At 49.2% G+C, this 21150-nt stretch carries 16 protein-coding genes; 6 read left to right on the top strand and 10 right to left on the bottom strand.

Features of this window, described 5'->3' with window-relative positions:
• Positions 1 to 47 precede the first annotated feature (47 nt).
• Positions 48 to 1376: a homoserine dehydrogenase gene (locus QQ055_RS04570; protein WP_069966834.1), complete on the top strand. Its 1329-nt coding sequence runs from the start codon at positions 48 to 50 to the stop codon at positions 1374 to 1376.
• Here the strand turns inward: QQ055_RS04570 and QQ055_RS04565 are convergent.
• The 4 genes from QQ055_RS04565 to QQ055_RS04550 form a co-directional block, all read right to left on the bottom strand.
• Entirely contained in the window at positions 1354 to 1917 is a 564-nt protein-coding gene (locus tag QQ055_RS04565; protein ID WP_283361966.1) for a pyridoxamine 5'-phosphate oxidase family protein, read from the bottom strand. The genes QQ055_RS04570 and QQ055_RS04565 overlap by 23 nt on opposite strands.
• 82 nt (positions 1918 to 1999) lie before the next feature.
• A complete protein-coding gene (gene gatC, locus QQ055_RS04560) occupies positions 2000 to 2290 on the bottom strand; it encodes an Asp-tRNA(Asn)/Glu-tRNA(Gln) amidotransferase subunit GatC (RefSeq protein WP_069966897.1) in 291 nt (96 codons plus the stop codon).
• A gap of 151 nt (positions 2291 to 2441) precedes the next feature.
• The gene (locus tag QQ055_RS04555; RefSeq protein ID WP_069966832.1) at positions 2442 to 2963 is read right to left on the bottom strand and encodes a photosystem I assembly protein Ycf3; all 522 of its coding nucleotides are present in this window, start codon (positions 2961 to 2963) and stop codon (positions 2442 to 2444) included.
• Between the two features lie 87 nt (positions 2964 to 3050).
• Positions 3051 to 6203, bottom strand: a complete 3153-nt coding sequence (locus tag QQ055_RS04550) for a sensor domain-containing protein (protein ID WP_284474417.1) — start codon at positions 6201 to 6203, stop codon at positions 3051 to 3053.
• Between the two features lie 755 nt (positions 6204 to 6958).
• On the opposite strand from QQ055_RS04550, the gene QQ055_RS04545 reads away from it, so the two are divergent.
• On the top strand, positions 6959 to 7636 hold the full coding sequence (locus QQ055_RS04545; protein WP_284474416.1) for a class I SAM-dependent methyltransferase: 678 nt from the start codon (positions 6959 to 6961) through the stop codon (positions 7634 to 7636).
• On the opposite strand, the gene rsgA is transcribed toward QQ055_RS04545, so the two are convergent.
• From rsgA to grpE, 5 genes are all read right to left on the bottom strand, one after another.
• Entirely contained in the window at positions 7618 to 8730 is a 1113-nt protein-coding gene (rsgA, locus tag QQ055_RS04540) for a small ribosomal subunit biogenesis GTPase RsgA (RefSeq protein WP_284474415.1), read from the bottom strand. The two genes, QQ055_RS04545 and rsgA, sit on opposite strands and share 19 nt — an antisense overlap.
• 100 nt (positions 8731 to 8830) lie before the next feature.
• Complete coding sequence (locus tag QQ055_RS04535; RefSeq protein WP_283361970.1) at positions 8831 to 9067, bottom strand: sulfurtransferase TusA family protein; 237 nt, start codon at positions 9065 to 9067, stop codon at positions 8831 to 8833.
• Positions 9064 to 10185: a molecular chaperone DnaJ gene (dnaJ, locus tag QQ055_RS04530; RefSeq protein WP_069965256.1), complete on the bottom strand. Its 1122-nt coding sequence runs from the start codon at positions 10183 to 10185 to the stop codon at positions 9064 to 9066. The genes QQ055_RS04535 and dnaJ overlap by 4 nt, the downstream gene beginning before the upstream one ends.
• A gap of 119 nt (positions 10186 to 10304) precedes the next feature.
• Positions 10305 to 12266, bottom strand: coding sequence for a molecular chaperone DnaK (gene dnaK / locus QQ055_RS04525; RefSeq protein ID WP_190566581.1), 1962 nt, complete (start codon positions 12264 to 12266; stop codon positions 10305 to 10307).
• Positions 12267 to 12421: 155 nt separating this feature from the next.
• Complete coding sequence (gene grpE / locus QQ055_RS04520; RefSeq protein WP_283362017.1) at positions 12422 to 13165, bottom strand: nucleotide exchange factor GrpE; 744 nt, start codon at positions 13163 to 13165, stop codon at positions 12422 to 12424.
• A 542-nt stretch (positions 13166 to 13707) separates the two neighbouring features.
• Here grpE and QQ055_RS04515 point away from each other — a divergent pair.
• From QQ055_RS04515 to QQ055_RS04500, 4 genes are all read left to right on the top strand, one after another.
• Positions 13708 to 15723, top strand: coding sequence for a GspE/PulE family protein (locus tag QQ055_RS04515; RefSeq protein ID WP_283361971.1), 2016 nt, complete (start codon positions 13708 to 13710; stop codon positions 15721 to 15723).
• A gap of 72 nt (positions 15724 to 15795) precedes the next feature.
• Positions 15796 to 16896, top strand: a complete 1101-nt coding sequence (locus tag QQ055_RS04510) for a type IV pilus twitching motility protein PilT (RefSeq protein WP_069965234.1) — start codon at positions 15796 to 15798, stop codon at positions 16894 to 16896.
• 117 nt (positions 16897 to 17013) lie between these two features.
• Entirely contained in the window at positions 17014 to 18252 is a 1239-nt protein-coding gene (locus QQ055_RS04505) for a type II secretion system F family protein (protein WP_069965233.1), read from the top strand.
• Positions 18253 to 18370: 118 nt separating this feature from the next.
• Positions 18371 to 18955, top strand: coding sequence for a hypothetical protein (locus tag QQ055_RS04500; protein WP_069965232.1), 585 nt, complete (start codon positions 18371 to 18373; stop codon positions 18953 to 18955).
• Between the two features lie 4 nt (positions 18956 to 18959).
• Here the strand turns inward: QQ055_RS04500 and QQ055_RS04495 are convergent, their stop codons facing one another.
• Positions 18960 to 20795 (bottom strand): protein kinase domain-containing protein, encoded by a 1836-nt coding sequence (locus tag QQ055_RS04495; RefSeq protein ID WP_284474414.1) that lies wholly within the window; start codon positions 20793 to 20795, stop codon positions 18960 to 18962.
• Positions 20796 to 21150: the final 355 nt, after the last annotated feature.

The following is a 21150-nucleotide window of genomic DNA, read 5'->3' as shown; positions in this document are numbered from 1 at the left end:
AAAATGAGGTTTGGGTTAATTTTTAGCGTTTCTACGGACGAAAAATCGTGGGTTTTAAGATTGGTTTGCTCGGTTTAGGCACTGTGGGTACGGGAACGGCCGAAATTTTGCTCGATCCGACGGGGAGAAATCCTTTGTTGCAGGAGATTGAAATTTATCGGGTTGGCGTGCGCGATACGACTAAACCGCGAACCGTTGATTTACCCAGTACCGCGTTTACAACAGATTTAGAGGCGATCGCAACGGACCCCGATATCGATATTGTAGTGGAGTTGATCGGGGGATTGGAGCCAGCGCGATCGCTGATTCTCAAGGCCATTCACCATAAAAAGCACGTCGTCACGGCGAATAAGGCGGTGATTTCTCGCTACGGGGATGAAATCTTTACGGCGGCGAATGAAGCAGGCGTCTATGTGATGCTAGAGGCGGCGGTGGGGGGGGGTATTCCGGTGATTCAACCGCTAAAACAGGCTTTGGTGGTAAACCGCATTCAGTCGGTGATGGGGATTGTGAATGGTACCACGAATTATATTTTGACGCGGATGCAGGCAGAAGGGGCGGATTTTGCGGAGGTTCTGGCTGACGCGCAACGCCTGGGGTATGCAGAAGCCGATCCGACGGCGGATGTGGATGGGTTGGATGCGGCGGATAAGCTAGCAATTTTGGCGTCTCTGGCGTTTGGGGGACGGGTAAAGTTAGAGGATGTCTACTGCGAGGGAATTCGCCAGGTGAGTGCAGCCGATATTACCTATGCGGATCGGTTGGGCTTTACGATTAAGCTATTGGCGATCGCGCATCGCGAATCTCCCACCGATAATCCCGATTTGCTGCAACTGAGGGTTCACCCTACATTAGTCCCCAAAGCGCACCCTCTGGCCAGCGTGAATGGCGTCTACAATGCAATTTTGGTTGAAGGAGACCCTGTGGGACAAGTGATGTTCTACGGGCGCGGGGCGGGCGCAGGGCCAACGGCAAGTGCGGTGGTTTCCGATATTATGAGTATTGCGGCGATCCTCAAGGTGGAAGAAATTGAGGCGCAACAGTTCAATCAACAGAAGGTGGATGTTCCGCACCCGCTGTTGAGTTGTTCGCATCAACATTATTGCGCGATCGCGCCGATGGCAGAACTCAATACCCGATTTTATGCCCGTTTCCTGTGTAACGACGAACCTGGCGTAATCGGACATTTGGGTACCAGTTTTGGCAACCACCAAGTCAGTCTAGAATCGGTGGTGCAAATTGGTTTCCAAGATGGGTTTGCTGAAATTGTGGTGGTGACTCACGAATCTCGCGAAGGCAATTTCCGCCAAGCCCTTGAGGAAATTCGCACCCTCAAAGCGGTGGAACGCATTCCTAGCGTTGTGCGGGTTCTGTAGTTTCTAAAATGTAAGTGGGCAACCCATCTATGGTAGTTTGGTTCTTTTCGCGCCAGTAGTTGAGGATGCCTTCTTCGCCTTTATTTTTTGCCCAAGTTTTCAGGGTTGGACGTTCCTGTTGAAATTCATACAGCGGAACGCCATAACCGCAGGAAGTTTGGGCAGTTTCCACATGAACTAGCATAATCTGGCGCTTGCCTGGAAAGGAATCAAAATGAGCAGAAAGTTCTTCCCAAGCCTCATCTCTGGGGCGGATGACTTGACCTTGTCCGTAAAGGCGTAAAATTAAAGGTTGTTCTGTGAAACTACAGAACATGAGGGTAATTCTGCCATTCTCAATTAAATGGGCGGCGGTTTCGTTACCGCTTCCGGTTAAGTCTAAATAAGCGACGGTTTGGGAATTGATACAGCAAAAGGTGTCCATGCCTTTAGGAGAAAGATTGATCCGTCCTTCTGTCGGGGCAGTTGCTGTAAAAAAGAGTTTTTGTTGGGCAATAAATTGCTGAAGTTCGTCTGTTACTTCTGAATAAAATTTTGCCATCAGAGATATAAAAAGTCGGGGTAATTAGCAAATTCCCCTCTCTGTATGGAGTGAGAGAGGGGGACACCTTAACTCGCTGCGTTTATTCTTCGCTGAGAATTTGCGGCACTTTGAAAAAGTCTCCATCTTGATCGGGCGCGCAATTTAGAATATTATCCCGATTGGGTTCGGGTTTTAATTCATCCAATCGGGTTATATTGCTGACATCAATTGCGCGAGTTGTGGGCGGAACTTCAGATGTATCGAGTTCGCTTAACTGTTCAAAGTATTCTAGAATATCGCTGAGTTGAGTAGAAAATTGTGTTTCTTCTGTTTCGCTAATTTCCAACCGAGCTAACCGGGCAACTTTACGGACTTGTTCGCGATCGATAATAGACATAATGACGAGTTAAATCAATTGGAAAAGAAAAGCTGGATTGACCGTTTTTAGCCCAACAGGGAAAGGTTGCTTGGTTGATTGAATCCAAGCATAATTGACTGGTAAGTTGCGATCGCCTCTAGGCAAATCTTCAGCTAGACGCTCATTAAAAGTAGATATCCATCGTCGAGCGACCCGTGATTTTTAGCCAGTTTTGGGCTTCAATATAGTTATTGGGAGCCATGCGAATTGCCCGCTTCCAATAGTCAGCAGCGCGATCGTACAGTTGCTCTGCACCTTCAGCATCGCCCATTTCTTTGGCTCTTTCCCCTTTGAAGTGATAAATCACAGCAATATTATTTAAAGCTTGGGGAAGATTGGTATTTAACTCTAAGGCTTCGCTATAGAGTTCAATTGCCTTATCGTGTTCGCCATTACTCGCATAAATCAGACCCATATTGTAGAGAATATAACTCCGATCGTAAGGGTCTTCTTCAAGGGTAAGCGCTTCGGTATAGTTCTCTAAAGCTTCGGCATATTCGCCATCGGCTTGAGCCGCCATACCATCGCGATAATAGGCAAACGCTTCTTTCGCTTTTTGGTTCGTTGGCAGAATTTTCAGAATGATATCTGCCATGACGGTAAAGCTTTTATCAATGAAATTATCATTCCGTTGGGTTCTTGGCATATTGCCTCACGAATGGGGAGTCAGACTAAACATCAAAGCGCGAGCAAACTCAGGCTTTTTTGCTGAAAATTATAACATTCTCGGCTTTCACCACTGGGGAAACTGGGCGAGCAACTCTTGGGCGCGTTGAGCATCCACCGGGGGCGAGAAAAAGTAACCTTGCCCTTGCTGACACTGTAGCGATCGCAATAGTTCGAGTTGTTCTGCGGTTTCCACGCCTTCTGCGATCGCTTCCATGCCCAAATTTCGCGCCAGGGTGACAATAGTCCCCATCATTTTCCACTGACTGCCGTCCTGTTGAATCTGGCTAACAAAAGACTTATCAATTTTTAAAGTATGAATGGGCAACTGATGCAGGCGACTCAACGAAGAATAACCCGTCCCAAAATCATCAATACACAATTTGAGGTGACGCTGCTTTAGCCCTTGCAAGCCCGAAAGCGCGATCGCGGAGGTTTCCATAATCGTACTTTCAGTAATTTCTAACTTCAGGCTATGGGGCGGCAACCCTGTCTGCTGCAAGATTTGATCGATTTGCTCGATCGAGTTCGGATGAGCCAGTTGACAGCCCGATAAGTTGACGCTAATAGAAAGTTCTAAGTGCGGGTATTGTTGCTGCCAAGCGCGCATTTGCCGACAGGCTTCCCACAGCACCCAACGTCCGATCGGGATAATTAAGCCCGTTTCTTCAGCAATGGGAATAAACTGGGCAGGCGAAACCATGCCTAACTCTGGGTGACGCCAGCGGATCAATGCTTCAAACCCGCTAATTTGACCCGTAGCCAGAGCCACGATGGGTTGATAGTACAACAGAAACTCTTGGCGCTCAATGGCTCGACGCAATTCTGTTTCCAGTTGTAGCCGAGCCACCGCTTGGGCGTGCATGGTGGCATCAAAAACAGCGTAGTGCCCGCGCCCCAAGGCTTTAGCCCGATACATGGCAATATCGGCATCGCGCAAGAGTTCCTCCGGGCGTTCGTATTGGCTGACGGAAGCGATCGCCTCTTGGGGGTGAGTTTTGGCAAAAACGATGCCGATACTCGCACTGGTGAACACCTCATGACTGTCGAGATCGAAGGGCGTTGCGAGGGCTGTATGAATCTTTTCAGCAATGGCGGTTGCTTGGCTAATATCGGTGAGGTTATCCAGCAAAATTGTAAATTCATCTCCTCCCAGGCGAGCAATGGTTCCCTGGGCTGCCAGACAGCTTTCTAGGCGTCTAGCGATGCGTTGCAACAGGCGATCGCCCACGAGATGGCCCAAACTATCATTAATCACCTTAAAGCCATCTAAATCGAGAAATAGAACGGCAAAGTGATTAGAACAATCTTCTATAGAGGGTTGAGGGCAGTAAGGGCAAGTTGACTGCGTGCGAGCAATGGCTCTTTCGAGTTGTTTCATCAACCAGGCGCGGTTGGGGAGGTGGGTTAGCGAGTCGTAAAAGGCTTCGCGATAGAGTTGCTGTTCAACAAATGCGCGTTCGATGGCAATTCCGGCGAGTTGGGTGGCTTTATCCAGCGCTTGTTGTTCGTAGCGCGTGAGTGGTTGAGGGCGATTTTCGTAGCGATCCGTTCCGGAATTGCCATACAGACTCAGCAACCCAAAAATCTGACCGTTTGTTGAGAGAATGGGAATGGATAAATTGGCGTTCAGTTCTTCAGCTAGGGCAGCTTCGCGAGAGTTGTCCCAGGTTTGAGTCATGTGAGAAGGGATAGTGGCGATCGCCCTATTGCAAGAAGCGTCTCCCATCGGAGGATGGATCTGCTGCTGCTCAAACAGCGAAATCCGGCATTGGACATTGTGAAACTGTTCTTCTAAAAATTGGATAATGGCATTCAGTACGATGGCAAGTTCGGTGCCTTTAGCGATCATTTCTAAAACGCGGTTTTGACCTGCTAACAGGTTTTTAACAAAACGGCGTTCGGTGATATCCTCTACAGTGCCTTCATAGTAAAGCAGGTTGCCCAAGCGATCGCGAACGGCGCGGGCGTTTTCCGAAATCCAAATAATGCTGCCATCTTTGCGATAAATCTGCGATTCAAAGCCGATGACGAGATCGTCGGCGTGCAGGCGTTCGACAAATTGCGATCGCGCTTGGGGTGAAACGTAGAGTTGATGCTCGATATCGGTTAGTTCGCTGAGTAGTTCGCTGGGCGAGGAATAACCGTAAATTCGGGCTAAAGCTGGGTTTGCACTCAGATATTTACCGTCGCGGGTGGTTTGAAAAATCCCTTCTATGGTGTTTTCAAAAATACTGCGATATTTGGCTTCTGCTTCTTGCAAGGCTTCTTCGGCGCGCTGGCGCTCGGTAATATCGAGCATTAGCCCTTCAACGGTTAAACAGCCAATGCTAGCTTGAGTCCCCTGTTCCCAAATCCACTTGATTTCGCCTGTGGCTGTCATCAGGCGATAGGCGATCTGATAGGTGCGTTTGTGCGTTGCTTGCAAGACTAGGTTTAAATCTTCTGGATGAATCACTTGAGTCAGCAAAACTTGTCCGCTTAACCACAGGCTAGCTGGATAGCCTGTCAGCGCCAAACATCCCTCACTGACAAATTCCATCACCCACTCCTGTTGTTGATAACGACGGCGAAAAACCATTCCAGGCAGGTTCTCTAATAAAGTGGTCAAAACGCGCTGGCTCTCTTGAAAGGCTCGTTCGGTTTGTTTGCGATCGCTAATATTTCTGACAATGGCTTGAGTGAGTAGGGTAGAAGGATCGAGCGCTTGCAGGGGAGGACGTTTCGCCGCAGCGGGTGCCAGTTTGCGCCAGTTTAAGAGGTTGAATTCCTGTACCCGCATTGAGCTTAAACGGAGTGGCTTTCTTCGCTGGCAGGAAAGGTAGGACAAAATGGTCTGGGTACAAAATAAAAAGGGTTTAACGAGGCAGTGGGTGGTGAGCCAAAGGGTAACGATGGGTGTAAAAAGGCTCAAGACAATCATCAGACGATACTCAAGGAGCAAACTTGACGACCTGCTGACACTGAAGGCTGGCTCGTAAAGGGCGATCGCTCCTTCGGGTTGGTCTGAAACCACCAGGGTAACGGGCTGTGGCGAGTTGAATTGGGGAGATTGGGCGCTCATCTTGACGATTGATTCCCGATGGCGGCGCGTCTCGCGATCGCGAGTCAGGTTTTCAGCGGCGGCGATAGGCAGTAGCAATGGTAACACTAAGGCGATCCGTAACGATCGACGAAGATAACCATTGAGATATTGGTGCGTCAAGACTTTGAACCACATGGAGATTAGGGCGCAACGAGAATAAAAGGCAAAGTCCGGTTAATTTCTCATTTTTGATGAGTTGAATTTAAAGGGAGATTGAAGCGGGGTAAATCAAATATAAAAAGATGAATCAATCGGATTGAAGAGATGCAAATCTAGCAACAACGAATAGGGGCTTGTTGAGATTAGAGTGCAACTTTAGCCTAAACTGTGTACATCCTGACAATTTTTGGGATTTTTTTTTGTCAGAATTCCATCAACGAGGAATCGAAAAAACTGATACGCTAGAAGGTTTAGGAATATGAGCGCGATCGCTTGCCGTCAATTCTTTGGGGCGAGGAAGATGCTTTTGGAAATACAAAGATGCTCTGGATTCTAAAACCAACACAAGGTTTTTGATGAGTTTTTTTAGCAACCAGTAGCCACAACAATTACAATAAAAAAAATGGCAAACTAAAGATTATTCATTGAGTTTCCTCTATAGCAAGTTCATCCAATCGGGCTTTGTCGTCGTTCCAGATTGTATAGTAAGACTCCATTTTGAGTTTGTATCTTTCTACACTTCAAATTTTAAGTTTTATCGATTTTAAGTAAAACTTTGGTTTTTTTTAATATTCCTAAAATATATTTTTAATAAAATTTATATAGAGTTACACCCTCAGACAGAAGTAGGGAATTCAGTAAAGTTTTGCTTTGGAAAAGCAGGCGAGTATTCTAATCAATTTATTCTCGCAACAGAGTGTTTTATCGATTGAGGTAGCTCGAAGAGAAATATGAGTTTAGATTCCCCGAAAGATATTGGCAGACAACGGATTCAAGAGCTAGCCACTGAAGCTTTAGCCCAAGGAAGCCCCACAGCCTGGTTTGAGTCTCTGTATGCCCAGTGCGAACCCGAACAAATTCCCTGGGCATTAATGGTCGTCAATCCTTACATACAAGATTGGCTAGAAACTGAGCAAATTCAAGGGAAGGCGACTCAAACAGCAGCCGTTGTGGGATGCGGTTTTGGAGACGATGCAGAAGCTTTGAACCAGAGAGGTTTCCAAGTCACCGCCTTTGATATTTCTGCTAGCGCGATCGCTCAATGTCGCCAGCGCTTTCCCAATTCTGGGGTAAATTATCAGGTGGCGGATTTATTTGCCCTCGATCCAACCTGGCAACAGAGGTTTGATTTAGTGGTGGAGTCGCGTACCATCCAAGCCTTACCTTTAGAAGTGCGATCGCCCGCAATTGAAGCGATCGCCACCTTAGTTGCGCCGGGTGGAAGTTTGCTGATTGTCACCTATTATCGCGATCGCGAAGATCCGCCCGATGGACCGCCCTGGCCGCTTTCTGACGGAGAACTCAAGCAATTTCAAGCATTAGGATTGATTGAAGTGCGCCGCAAAGTCTTCCTACGAGAGGAAAACTCAACTCAAATTCTCCAACTGCACTACAAATCCGTTTCTTGATACAGCTCTTCTAGCTGCTGCAATTGGGTACGCCGAGCCGTCCGCCGGTATTTTTTACTCTCAAGGCGCGGTTCGTACTGTCGCCCGCTTTTGCCTTTGGTTTTCAGCTTCAACGCCGCATCCGGATCGCTTTGTTGATTGAGTTGCTCTTCGTAGGCGATCGCCTTCTCCAGAAAATCGCGATAATGCTCGTAACGTTCCCAATCACCCCGAACGATACAATTGGGTTCATCTCGGTGCAAGCAGTTGCTAAATTGACAATTTCCTTGGGCTAGCCTCGCCCTCGCTTCGGGAAAATAAGTGGCTAGCTCTTGCGGCGTAGAATCCATCTGCGGTTGATTAAACCCCGGCGTATCTGCCAACAGCCCCCCATCGGGTAACTCAAATAACTCAACATGGCGGGTTGTATGCCGACCTCTACCAAGCTTACCGGAGACTTCCCCCACCCGCAGATCCAAATTGGGAATCAATTGATTAATTAAACTCGATTTCCCCACGCCAGAAGGACCAGCAACCACAGTCATTTGATGGCTGAGAACCGATCTGAGTTCGGCGAGTCCCTCGCCCGTATAGACGCTCATAAACGCGGGTTGGTAGCCCCACCCTTGCAGGCGCTGTTCCCACCAGCGTAACCGATCGGCCGAAATCAAATCGCGCTTATTCAAACACAGAGAAACATCTAAGCCTGTTGATTCAGCCTTAATTAAAAAGCGGCTTAACTGATAAACATCTAAGGACGGTTCTTCTAGAGCAAAAACCAATAGGATATTACTGGCATTGGCAACAGGGGGGCGGCTGAGTTCTGTGGTACGGGGAAAAACTTGAGCGATCGCGCCTCGTCCCCCTTCCCAGTCGGGTTCTTCTACCAAAACGCGATCGCCCACCATCACCTGCTGACCGATCTTCTTCAGGCGGGTGCGGCGCGTACACAGTAATTGAGGCTGCGGCAAGTTCCCTTGAGACTCTGAACTCGCATCGCCAATGCCGTCAAGCTGGACTTGATAAAAGTTTGCCTGTACCGCTAGAACAGTCCCGCGCAGACTGTTCTCTTCTACCGATAACGTCCTGAGTGTGGTCGGTGGCTCAGAACTCATAGTCTAACTTCGATGTTAAGCCCATGCATGACCCATAACTCAGCCCAGTAACTCCCAATGTATTAGCCCATTTTTCTTTATTCTATCGCGCTTGCAAACTCTAAGGTGCTGTCGGTCGGCGAACCTGGAGCGCAAAGAACGCTTGACGATCTTCAATTTGCTCGATCGTGTAGCCTTCCATCGCCAGACTATCTGGAACCTGCTCGATCGGTTCGCCCGGATCGAGCCAGACTTCCAGCAGGCTGCCTGGAGCCATTTGTTCCAGGCGCAGCTTGGTTCGCACAAAGTTAATCGGACAAGGGGTGCCTCGCAAGTCGAGTTGAGCGTCCGCGATCATTTGTTAAACAGACCTCCAAACAATCCTTCAATGCCCCCTTTGCTAATGCGATCGCCTCGCAGTTTCGCCAACTTTTCCAGCAGCTCGCGTTCTTCGGCACTAATACGCGCCGGAATATCCACCAAAATTGAAATTAAATGATCGCCGCGACTGACCGGATTGCCCAAACGGGGAACGCCTCGGCTTTCTAGCTTCAGGACGGTATTGGGTTGCGTTCCTGGGGGAATCACCAACTCTTCCTCGCCATCCACCGTATTGACTTCAATGCGACTGCCTAAAATCGCTTGCAAATAACTAATTCTCACTTCTGATAGGACATTAATCCCATCTCGGCGGAATTCAGGATGCTCGTTAACAAACAAATAAACGTATAAATCTCCAGGCACGCCACCGCGCTGACCCGAATCCCCTTCTCCAGAAACCCGCAAGCGGGTGCCATTGTCAACGCCAGCAGGAATCGAAATCTTCAGCTTTTTCGTGACTTGCTTATTGCCGCTACCGCCGCAATCTTCGCATTTTTCTTCAATCATTTGTCCGCTGCCATTGCAGGTGGGACAAACCGAAACCTGGGTGAAGCTGCCAAAGGGGGTACGGGTTGCTCGCCGCACTTGTCCGGAACCATTACAGGTTGTACAGGTGCGGGGGCGAGTTCCGGGTTTGGCTCCCGAACCATCGCAGGTGGTACAGGTTTCTAGATGGTTAATCCGAATTTCCTTATCGCCCCCAAACACGGCTTCGTTAAAGTCGAGTTTGAGGTCTAGCCGCAAGTCATCGCCGCGTACCGGCCCGCGCCGACGGCCGGCTTGTCCAGCCATCCCACCTGAGAAGCCGCTGAAGAAGCTTTCAAAGATGTCTGCGAAGCCGCTACTAATATCAAAGTCTTGGAACCCGCCTGGCCCGCCACTGACACCCGCTTCGCCAAAGCGATCGTACCTGGCTCGTAACTCCGGTTCCGATAAAACTTCGTAGGCGCGATTAATTTCTTTAAAGCGTTCCTCTGCCCCGGGTTCTTTGTTCACGTCGGGGTGGTACTTGCGGGCTAAACGACGATAAGCACGCTTAATTTCTTCCTTATCTGTGTCGCGGGAGACTCCGAGGATTTGATAGTAATCGGCCATAGGGCGCTAAGTTAAGAAAATCTCTAGTGTAAGGTAAATCGATCTCAAGCTGCTTGTCCGCTGGCGAGGGAGGCAAGAAAAATCCGGACTCGGTTTTATCAAAGCTCTCTCGTTCGGGGCTATTCAATGGCTTCGTAATCGGCGGTGACTGTATCGTCTTCCTCAAAACTGAACTCGTCCTCGTCCTCGCTAGAGGAGGATGAAGCGTTGTCTGTGACTTCTGGCGTTGAATAGTCGGCTGTATAACCGCCATCTTCTTGCATGGTGCTGTTTGCCTGTTGGTAAACAGCAGCGCCAATTGAAAATAGGGTTTGCTGTAGTCCTTCGAGGAGCTGTTTCACCTCATCTACAGAGGAGGTGGGATTGGCTAAGGCGGCTCTGAGTTCAGTCGCTTTGGCTTTGGCTTGGGCTTTGAGGTCCTCGCCAATGAGCGCTGAATTTTCTTTAACGGTTGTTTCGTAGCTATAGAAGATGCTGTCAGCTTGGTTTTTGAGTTCAACCAGTTGTCGCCGCCGCCGATCTTCTTCGGCGAAGACTTCAGCATCTAAACGCATTTTTTCAACGTCGTTGGCATTCAAACCGCCGGTATTGCTAATTTGAATGCTTTGTTCGCGTCCGGTTCCTTTATCGCGGGCGAACACTTTGAGAATGCCGTTGGCATCAATGTCAAAGGAAACCTCGATTTGCGGAACGCCACGGGGAGCTGGAGGAATTCCGGTGAGCTGAAATTTCCCTAAGCTCTTGTTATCTCGTGCCATTGCCCGTTCTCCCTGGAGAACGTGAATTTCAACCGAGGTTTGCCCGTCGGTCGCGGTTGAGAAGATTTGGTTTTTGCTGGTGGGAATGGTGGTGTTCCGCTCGATGACTTTGGTGAACACTTCCCCTAATGTTTCAATCCCCAAGGATAAGGGGGTGACATCTAGCAACAGCAGGTCTTTGACTTCTCCACCCAGGACTCCCCCTTGAATGGCGGCACCGAGGGCTACGGCTTCATCGGGGTTAACAGAGCGGTCGGGGGCTTTGCCTTTGAAATATTGACGAATTGCCTCTTGAACTGCGGGGATGCGGGTGGAGCCGCCTACCAACAGGATGCGGTCAATGTCGTCAATGGTCATGTTGCCGTCTTTTAAGGCTTGCATGACGGGTTCGATGGTTCCTTGGACGAGATCGCTGGCGAGTTCTTCAAACTTTGAGCGCGTTAACTCCATTTCTAGGTGTTTGGGGCCGGTTTCGTCTGCTGTGATGAATGGCAGGTTGATTGAAGTGGTACTGAGATTGGATAGCTCAATTTTAGCTTTCTCTGCTGCCTCGCGCAGGCGTTGCAGAGCCATTTTGTCCATCGACAGGTCGATGCCTTCTTGGGCGCGGAAGCTGTCGATCATCCATTGGACGATGCAGTTATCGAAGTCATCGCCGCCAAGGTGGTTGTTTCCGGCGGTGGCTTTGACTTCAAAAATACCGTCTCCAAGCTGGAGAACGGAAACGTCGAAGGTTCCCCCACCCAGGTCAAAGACGAGAACCCGTTGGTCTTGGTCTTGTTTGTCTAGGCCGTAGGAGAGGGCGGCGGCGGTCGGTTCGTTGATGATGCGAAGAACTTCTAGACCGGCGATGGTTCCGGCGTCTTTGGTGGCTTGCCGTTGGGCGTCGGTAAAGTAGGCGGGAACGGTGATAACGGCTTGGGTAACGGGTTCTCCGAGGTAGTTTTCGGCGTCCTGCTTGAGTTTTTGCAGGATCATGGCAGAGATTTCTTGCGGGGTGTAGTTGCGACCGCGAATTTGTACGTCTACGGTATCGTCCCGTCCCCGAATGCAGGTGTAAGGAACGCGCGATCGCTCTTCTACCGTGTCGTCCCAACGGCGTCCGATAAATCGTTTGATGCTATAGACTGTGTTTTCGGCGTTGGTGACCGCTTGCCGTTTGGCGAGTTGTCCGACGAGGCGATCGCCAGCCTTCCCAAAACCCACCATGCTTGGGGTCGTTCGCCCACCTTCTGAGTTGGTAATGACGACTGGCTGACCGCCTTCCAATACAGCTACACAGCTATTTGTCGTGCCTAAGTCGATCCCAATGACTTTTCCCATAGGTAGCGGCGATAGATGTTAACAAAATTTTCGCGGACGGAGTAACTTTTTTACAGCATACTTCGCAATTTTCTGGGAATCCACCCAATCTGAAATTTAATTTCTAGCTCTTCTCAAGGGCGAGCCGTTCCAGATTGGGTAGATGCGATCGCAATTTAGCCAGCATTTTCAGCTTCGGCTGTTGGCGTTTCCGTTGCGGTTGAGGGGTCTCCCGGTTCGGGAGCCGCCGCAACTTTCACCATTGCATGACGCAAAACGCGATCGCCCAGCAGATATCCTCGCATCAATTCTTCCATGACGACGCCTTCCTCGTATTGGTCGGTCGCTTCCCGCATGACGGCTTCGTGAAGGTTGGGGTCAAATTCCTTGCCTTCGGAGCGCATGGGAGAAACGCCAATGCGTTTGAGACAATCTACCAGTTGCTTATAAACGCTTTGGTAGCTTTTGTGGATGCTCATTTCCGCTTCGCTTTGCGGCTTGATTTGCGATCGCGCCCGCTCAAAGTTGTCCACAACGGGTAATAGCTCTTTGAGGGTTGAGCATTTCACCTGTTGCTCAAACTCTTCTTTTTCTTTTTGCGTCCGCTTGCGAAAATTATCGAAGTCTGCCGCGATCCGAATAGACTGGTTATTCAGGTCTTTGAGTTGAGCCTTGAGCGTCTCTACTTCGGCATCTTTGCGGGCAACTTCCGCCAACAACGCTTCCGCATCTAGGGCGGTTTGCTCCTCTAGTGCTGGTTCTGCTGTCGCTTCAGCAATGGGCACATCTTCGGCCTCGAATGCGGCTGCACTCACTTCCTCTGGGTCTGAGGACGAAACCCCGGTCGCATCTTCTGGCAGATCGGAGACTTCGCTGGTTGAGTCGGGGGTGTTGTCGAACTGTTTTTCTTCGTCTATCATCATGCGCTAATCCTACGTTGCCAGACTTCTAGCTTTGATGTTGAGTGCTGCATTGAGCCTCAATGACTGTTCTAGAGAGCCTTGCATTTAGCAATTGTCTGTTGAGAAAGCTTTGAGTTTAACGGACAACGCTTCTGATTGTAGCGTTTTCGCGTTCAACTCGATCTAATCGCTTTTAAGCTAAGACTAACCTTTAGAGTAACCTCAAAGCGCGATCGCCTCCAAGGTTAGCGGGCGCATTGCAGCATCAGTACCCGAACCCCTTTGCGAAGATGCAATTTTCTAATAAAAACTTAATAATAAAACGTTTAAGGCAACCTTGCCGAACAATCTCCCAAGCGTTCTAGACAATCGGTGCGAACCTCAGCCATTGGCTTGCCGTGTTATTTTTCTTTTAGTCTTGGGTAGTATGCATAATAGTAGCACAGAGGCGGCGCTGAACTCTGCAACTGCCCGTGGCGATCCTTCGATAACCTCTTCTGGGCTAGGCACTGGAGCGCTGTTAATCCGAATCCCTAATCAAACCCTTACCTGCTATCGCTATGACTAACTCTCCATCGCAGCGGCGCGTTCCCAGTACAGCACTCATTGCAGCGAATAACCTTTCCCCATTTGGTAACAAGCTCGTCCGGTCTGGCTACGTTAACGTAGACCAAATGCAGCAAGCTTTAGTTGAAAGTCGCAAATCAGGTCGGCCGCTCACCCAAGTTCTTGAAGCCCTTACAGGACAGCAACTTCCCCCAGATTTAGTTCGCCAGTACAAAAAACAACAACTCTTTGAACTCAAAATCCTTTACGGTGTTGATTCGCTCGACCCGGAAATCAGCGAAATTGCTAACGATCAAGTTACCGAACTGATTGATACCCTAATCCCGATTGATATCTGCCGCCGCTACAGCCTAGTCCCGCTTTCTAAATCCAACAATCAGCCCCCCAGCGTGCTGATTGCAATGGTCGATCCTGACAACCTAGCCGCTCAAGATGACCTTAACCGCGTTTTGCGTCCTCAAGGATTCACCATGCAGCGGATGGTGATTACCCAAGAAGACTTTCAGCAGATTATCTCTAAATATCTCGACGAGCAAGTCAAGCGCCAACCCGCCCCCAATAAAATCAATCCAGAATCTCTGGAAATCGATATTGCTCAAATTGAAACGACCTTAGAAGATGCTGAGGATGACGAACCTTCTCAGGAAGACCTCTCCAAAGCCATCAACGAGGCAGATAGCGCCCCCATCATTAAAACCGTTAACCAGATTCTGGCTAAGGCGTTAACAGAAGGGGTTTCGGATATTCACATCGAACCGCAAGAAGAGGATATGCGAGTTCGGATGCGGAAAGACGGCGTTCTCCAAGAATACTATCGGCTGCCGAAAAAGATTATTCCAGCCCTCACCTCTCGCTTCAAAATTATCTCTAACTTAGACATTGCCGAACGCCGACAAGCTCAAGACGGACGGATTCGACGAGTATTCCAAGGTCGAACCGTAGACTTCCGGGTGAACAGCTTACCCTCCCGGTACGGTGAAAAGATCGTATTGCGGATTTTGGATAACGCCTCAACGCAATTGGGACTTGATAAGCTGATTACCGACCCAGAAACCCTGAAGTTGGTGCGAGAGATGGCAAGCCGTCCCTTCGGTCTGATTCTGGTAACAGGTCCTACAGGTTCGGGGAAATCGACAACTCTGTACTCCATCTTGGCCGAACGCAACGAACCGGGCGTGAATATCAGTACCGCTGAAGACCCGATTGAGTATGCACTGCCAGGGATTACCCAATGTCAGGTGATTCGCGAAAAAGACTTAACCTTTGCTAATATTCTCCGCGCTTTCTTGCGTCAAGACCCAGACATCATCCTGGTGGGTGAAACGCGAGACAAAGAAACCGCAAAAACGGCAATTGAAGCGGCTTTAACCGGACACCTTGTTTTAACCACCTTACACACCAATGACGCCTCCGGCGCGATCGCGCGTCTCGATGAAATGGGCGTTGAACCCTTCATGGTTTCCGGTGCCTTACTCGGCGTTGTCGCTCAACGGCTGATGCGTCGGGTTTGTTCCGAATGTCGCCTCGCCTACCAACCCGAACCCGAAGAACTGGCTCGCTACGGCTTATCTGCCTCTAAAGAAGCCCATATCACCTTCTACAAAGCCAACACCATCCCCCTAGAAGCACGCGCCGAACTCAAAGACAAAGGCGAACTTTGCCCGAAATGTGGTGGCGTTGGCTATAAGGGACGCTGTGGGGTTTACGAAGTCTTGCGCGTCACCGAACCCCTGCAAATGTTAATTAACCAAGGCGCGCCCACCGAACGGATTAAAGAAACCGCCGTTGAAGAAGGCATGGTAACGCTTTTAGCCTATAGCTTGAATCTTGTTCGTCGCGGCGATACAACGTTAGAAGAAGTAGAACGCGTCACCTATACCGATACCGGCTTAGAAGCTGAACTCAAAGCCAAACGAAAAGTGGGCTTAACCTGCAAAACTTGCGGTGCGGGCCTGCAACAAGAATGGTTAGAGTGTCCCTATTGCATGACCCCTCGGTTCACCGAGTAAACAAGCTTCGACCCTTCTGGCTCCGAACAGGAGCCTGACTGATTCCTAAATGACAACTAAGGAGAAACCCACATGGAATTAATGATTGAAGATGTCATGGAGTCCCTGGTGGAGCAGGGAGGATCGGATATCCACATTCAAGCAGGCGCGCCGATTTATTTCCGGATTCACGGAAAGCTGACCCCGCAACCCCAGTTTGGCGAGCAAATGGACGCTCATGGTTGCCAGCGGTTGATCTTCAGTATGCTTAACAACACCCAACGCAAAGAACTGGAGCAAAACTGGGAACTAGACTGCGCCTATGGGGTAAAAGGTTTAGCGCGGTTTCGGGTGAACGTTTACCGCGAACGCGGCTGTTTTGCGGCCTGCTTGCGAGCCTTGGCATCCAAAATCCCTAATTTCGAGAAACTCGGCGTTCCTGAAATTATGAAGGAACTCGCAGAACGTCCCAGAGGGATGGTGCTGGTGACAGGACAAACTGGATCGGGGAAAACGACGACCCTCGCGGCTATTCTGGACATGATTAACCGCACGCGAGCCGAGCATATTCTGACGGTAGAAGACCCGATTGAGTATGTTTTCCCCAATGTCAAAAGCTTGTTCCACCAACGCCAAAAGGGCGAAGACACCAAAAGTTTTGCCAACGCCCTGAAAGCAGCGTTACGGGAAGACCCCGATATCATTCTGGTGGGTGAAATGCGGGACTTAGAGACGATTAGCTTGGCGGTATCGGCGGCGGAAACGGGTCACTTAGTCTTTGGTACCTTACACACCAACTCGGCGGCGGGAACCATTGACCGGATGCTAGATGTTTTCCCACCCATTCAACAGCCCCAAATCCGCGCTCAGATGTCCGGATCGCTGGTGGGGATTTGCTCGCAAAACCTCGTTCCTAAAATGGGCGGGGGACGGGTTGCGGCTCAAGAAATTATGGTCAATACCCCAGCGATCGCAAACCTGATTCGTGAAGGTAAAACTTCCCAAATTTACTCGGCCATTCAAACCGGGGCTAAACTAGGAATGCAGACAATGGAAATGTGTCTGGCAAGGCTTTACAACGAAGGGAAGGTTTCCTACGAAGATGCGATGTCCAAGAGTTCGCGACCGGATGAATTGGCTCGCTTGATTGGTGCAGTCCCTTCGGGCGCAAAAGGTAAAGTTGGCGCTCACTAAGTCCCCTTGTCAGTCTGAGACGATCGTTGTGAGTTAGGGGGTCTTGTCCTTTAGGATTAGGAGACCTCCCTAACAAGTAGCTCCCTTTCGCCACTTCTCAACTTATGTGGAACTGCCATGCCTACGTATATTGCTAGCGTTCGAGATAATACTGGAAAAGCTAAAAAAGAGAAAGTTACTGCTGATTCCCTGGGAGAAGCCCGCACCTTATTACGGGAACGAGGTTTAACGGTTGCCGATCTCAAAAAGGCGCAAAGCTTCGACATCAAAAATATTAATCTTGACGAACTTAACGAGGCTTTTGCAGTCGCAACAGCCTCTGTCACCGTTAAGGATAAAGCGGTTTTCTCTCGACAATTCGCCGCAATGGTGAATGCGGGCGTGGGGATGGTTCGCTGTTTGAGCGTTCTGACCGATCAGTGTCAAAACCCTAAGCTCAAAAAGGCGCTCAAGCAAATTTCAGCAGAAGTTCAAGAAGGTTCTAACCTCTCCGAAGCAATGGGCAAGCATCCGGCTTGCTATGATAATTTGTACGTGGCAATGGTACAAGCCGGTGAGGTTGGGGGGGTACTTGATGAAGTTTTGAACCGCTTGGCTAAACTTCTCGAAGATTCTGCTCGCCTGCAAAACCAATTGAAATCAGCGATGTCTTACCCAACCACCGTGGGAAGCTTGGCTGTCATTATTTTCTTAGCGCTGACTATCTTTTTAATCCCAACTTTTGCCGCAATTTTTGAAGAGATTGGGGTAGAGTTACCCTTGTTTACTCAGATTATGTTGGGGATTAGCGCGTTCTTGCTCGATCCAAGGAAATCAGTGACTTTGGTGGTGATTCTGCTTGGGCTGTTTATTGCCTACAAGCAGTATTACAAAACTCCAATGGGTCGAGTGGTTTGCGATGGAATTTTTCTGAAACTTCCTTTATTTGGCGACTTGATTTCTAAGGCCGCAACTGCTCGGTTTTGTCGAACTTTTGGAACGCTAACCCGCGCGGGCGTCCCGATCTTAACCTCTTTAGAAATTGTCCGCGATACGGCAGGCAACCAGGTGATTGCTAACGCGGTGGAAGAGGCCCGCAAAGAGATTCAAGGCGGCGGGATGATTAGTATTGCGCTGGATCGCGAAAAGGTTTTCCCTATCTTGGCCGTACAAATGATTAGTATTGGTGAAGAAACTGGGGAAATTGACAAGATGTTAATGAAGGTGGCTGACTTCTACGAAGATGAAGTAGAACAAGCGATTAAAGGGTTAACGAGTATGTTGGAACCTCTGATGATTGTGGTCATTGGGGGGATGGTTGGTTCAATTTTGCTGGCGATGTATTTACCGATGTTTAAGGTATTTGAATCGCTGTAAGACGAAAGCTATTTTGCACGCGATAGTCGCAAATTAGGGGTTAGGGTTTAGCAGAGGGTAGTCAATCTGAATAGAGGGTTGCTACCCTGATGTTTGTCAAAAATATTCTTTTAAAAAGATGCCTGTTAAAAAATCTCACTATGAATCTTTGCTCGCTGAGTATAGCAATCAAGATTTGGCGATCGCCCTCCTCAAGCAGCATCGTCCCTATCTAGAAATGCTCCCCAGTATGCGCCGACCGGAAGAAAGTTTAATTTCGATTCCGCTACCTGTCGTGCGCTTGCGACCGAGCAGCCATCGCCACCAAAACGCGAATACTCCTGAAGGGTTAACGACTTTACCCTGCGATGTGAGTTTAATTTTGTGCGATCCGGAGTGGAAAATTAAGACCGGCCCCGAAATCTTTATTTTCATCCATCGCCCCCATGAAGACTTTTCCGATTTTCTCGGACGTTGGCGACAAACACAAGTCTGGCTCGATCAAGGCTATGAATGGCTGATGCCACCCCGCTATAAACATATTCTGAGCGAAGAAGCTGAAGAGATTTGTCCGTTATTTGTGGTTTTTCCAGAAACACCCGAACGGATTAAGCGCGGTTTACAAGGTGCTTATCTACCCTATGTGGTCAAAGCGCTGAGTGCTTCTGTAGAAGAACCCACTGCTGAGACTCTTTCAACTGAAGATTCGCTCTTAGAGGAATGACCTCTTAATAGATGTCCAGCGCTAGGGCAAATTCGCTCACACCTGGGGCCGACACTTCAATGGCATAGTCCCCATCAACGGGAAGCTGACCTTGCCAATCGGGGGATTCGCTATTGCTGCCACCGATGCGATCGCCAGTTGGAGAGATAATACTCACTTGAGCCTCTCCCTGCAATACCTTAACCACCATAATCTGTTTGCCCCTGGCTTGAATCAGGTAGCGCTGCATCTTATTGGGAGAAAGATTGCCTGTTACCGTTGTTCCCGTGGTGCCGCGAGCCAGTTTAATGCGCTGGGTTGGGGCCTCTAGGGTTCTCGAAACGGGTGTCATTGCCACTTCTAAGGCATAGCTGCCCGTGCCTAAAATTTGAATGAGATAATGATCGTCGGCTGGAATTTGACCCGTCCAACTGCGCGTCTGATAAGCGGCGGCATCAATTCCTTGCTGGTTAGAGTTTAATAAGTTCATCACAACGCCACTTCCCTCTAGCGTTACTGTGACGATCTGACCTTGGGCGGCTTTTAACAGGTAGGGTTGGAGCGTATATTCTTGTAGCGTTCCGCGCGCGATCGCCACATTCTGACCCGGTAAAAATTCTAAACGCTGCGGCTGTGCCATGCTGCTGGTACTTGCCGGAGATCCGCCCAGGGTTTGGGATTTACTCAAAGACCAAGAAGAGCGAGTTGGCTCGTCTAAAAGGTTTGAGGAGACTGCGGAAGATTGTTCGGAATGGGCTGTTTGGGGGGCGCTCCAAGGTCGCCACAGATGCGGTACAACTAGACCTGTTGCCACAACTAATCCAATGCTCGTCGCAATCCCTAATTTAGCCCAGAGATTTTGTTCAGAAGGAGCAGCCAGTTGAGTTGGCGTTCTTAATTCGGGTGTTGGCGGATAAAGCAGGGTTGAAGTTACGGGGGAAGTGGCAATCCGCGTTGAAGGAGCAGGGCGGGTCTGTGCTGGAGTAAGCAGCGATTGCAGGTCGATTAAGACTTCTTGGGCGTTCTGATAGCGATCGCTCGGCTGCCAAGCTAACATTTTATGGAGAATTGCTGCAAAGCGCTTGTTTAAGGAAGTGTATTGCTGCCATTGCCACGTCAGTGTTTGACTATCGAGAAGCGTTTGAGGTTCTTGTCCGGTCAACAAGACTAAACAAGTGGCGGCTAAGGCGTAAAGATCGCTATGGGGATACGCTTTACCCGTTTGCAATTGCTCCGGGGGGGCATAACCGGCTTTGCCAATACAGGTCATTAAAGAAGGGGATAAAGGCGTACCGCAATAGGCCGTAACGGCTGCCTTAACTGCCCCAAAATCTATCAGAACAGGCAATCTGGGAACTTCTGCCGAGGCGCTTGCATTCGAGTTTTGTCCCGGCAGTTGCAACATAATATTTTCTGGCGAGATATCGCGATGGATGATCTTGCGCTCGTGGATGTAGCTCAAAACTGGGAGCAGTTGATTGAGCAAATGCAACACTTCATTGGGGGAAAAGTGACGCCCTTGTCGTTGGCGAGCCTGCAATAAATGACGGTAAGACTTGCCCCTTACAAAGTCTTGAACCAGAAATAAACGATGATTATCTTCAAAGGAAGCCCAAAAACGAGGAATTTGAGCGTGCTGAATTTGATAAAGCGTACTGGCTTCTCGTTGAAACAGAATTTGGGCTTTTTCCCATAACGCTCGATCTTGATAAGGAACGGTGAGTTCCTTGAGAACGCAAGGTTCTTTAAAACGCTCTAAATCAATCGCGAGGTAGGTGCGCCCAAAACCCCCCTGACCTAGGATCTGTCTGATTAGATATCTTTGTCTTAATACTGTTCCCTGCGGAATCGAAGGTGTCATCGTCAATTTTTAGATGAGGAGCCGCTCTTTAGGCAGAAATGCGTAATTTCTGTCTTAAATAGTGATTCTTAGATAAATTTTTCTAAATTTCTAGGGTTTCACTCCCCTGAAGGGTTTGACTCCCAAGGGGTTCGATTAGGGAGAGCTGGGAAAGTTGTACGTACTTATACTGAAACTTTGCGAGATCTTTGTCTGGTCAATCCAAATTTACGTAGGGATACGGACAAGAATCGCGAGAAAACTCCGTATTTCCCGCAACTGCGATCGCCCACGCTTCAAGTTAAGTTATATTAAAGTCTCATTACTTTGTAAAGTTTTATAGCGAATTCGGCGACGGGAAACCCACCAACAGCAG

This window comes from Geitlerinema calcuttense NRMC-F 0142 (assembly GCF_030285425.1).
This window is presented reverse-complemented; position numbering and strand designations above follow the sequence as displayed.

Excerpts from the sequence above, each read along its gene's own strand:
- grpE (WP_283362017.1), bottom strand. The coding sequence starts at position 13,165 with ATGATAGACGAAGAAAAACAGTTCGACAACACCCCCGACTCAACCAGC.
- dnaK (WP_190566581.1), bottom strand. The coding sequence starts at position 12,266 with ATGGGAAAAGTCATTGGGATCGACTTAGGCACGACAAATAGCTGTGTA.
- QQ055_RS04510 (WP_069965234.1), top strand. The coding sequence starts at position 15,796 with ATGGAATTAATGATTGAAGATGTCATGGAGTCCCTGGTGGAGCAGGGA.
- QQ055_RS04545 (WP_284474416.1), top strand. The coding sequence starts at position 6,959 with ATGAGTTTAGATTCCCCGAAAGATATTGGCAGACAACGGATTCAAGAG.
- QQ055_RS04555 (WP_069966832.1), bottom strand. The coding sequence starts at position 2,963 with ATGCCAAGAACCCAACGGAATGATAATTTCATTGATAAAAGCTTTACC.
- QQ055_RS04495 (WP_284474414.1), bottom strand. The coding sequence starts at position 20,795 with ATGACACCTTCGATTCCGCAGGGAACAGTATTAAGACAAAGATATCTA.
- QQ055_RS04535 (WP_283361970.1), bottom strand. The coding sequence starts at position 9,067 with ATGATCGCGGACGCTCAACTCGACTTGCGAGGCACCCCTTGTCCGATT.
- QQ055_RS04565 (WP_283361966.1), bottom strand. The coding sequence starts at position 1,917 with ATGGCAAAATTTTATTCAGAAGTAACAGACGAACTTCAGCAATTTATT.
- QQ055_RS04500 (WP_069965232.1), top strand. The coding sequence starts at position 18,371 with ATGCCTGTTAAAAAATCTCACTATGAATCTTTGCTCGCTGAGTATAGC.
- QQ055_RS04550 (WP_284474417.1), bottom strand. The coding sequence starts at position 6,203 with ATGTGGTTCAAAGTCTTGACGCACCAATATCTCAATGGTTATCTTCGT.
- rsgA (WP_284474415.1), bottom strand. The coding sequence starts at position 8,730 with ATGAGTTCTGAGCCACCGACCACACTCAGGACGTTATCGGTAGAAGAG.
- QQ055_RS04515 (WP_283361971.1), top strand. The coding sequence starts at position 13,708 with ATGACTAACTCTCCATCGCAGCGGCGCGTTCCCAGTACAGCACTCATT.
- dnaJ (WP_069965256.1), bottom strand. The coding sequence starts at position 10,185 with ATGGCCGATTACTATCAAATCCTCGGAGTCTCCCGCGACACAGATAAG.
- QQ055_RS04505 (WP_069965233.1), top strand. The coding sequence starts at position 17,014 with ATGCCTACGTATATTGCTAGCGTTCGAGATAATACTGGAAAAGCTAAA.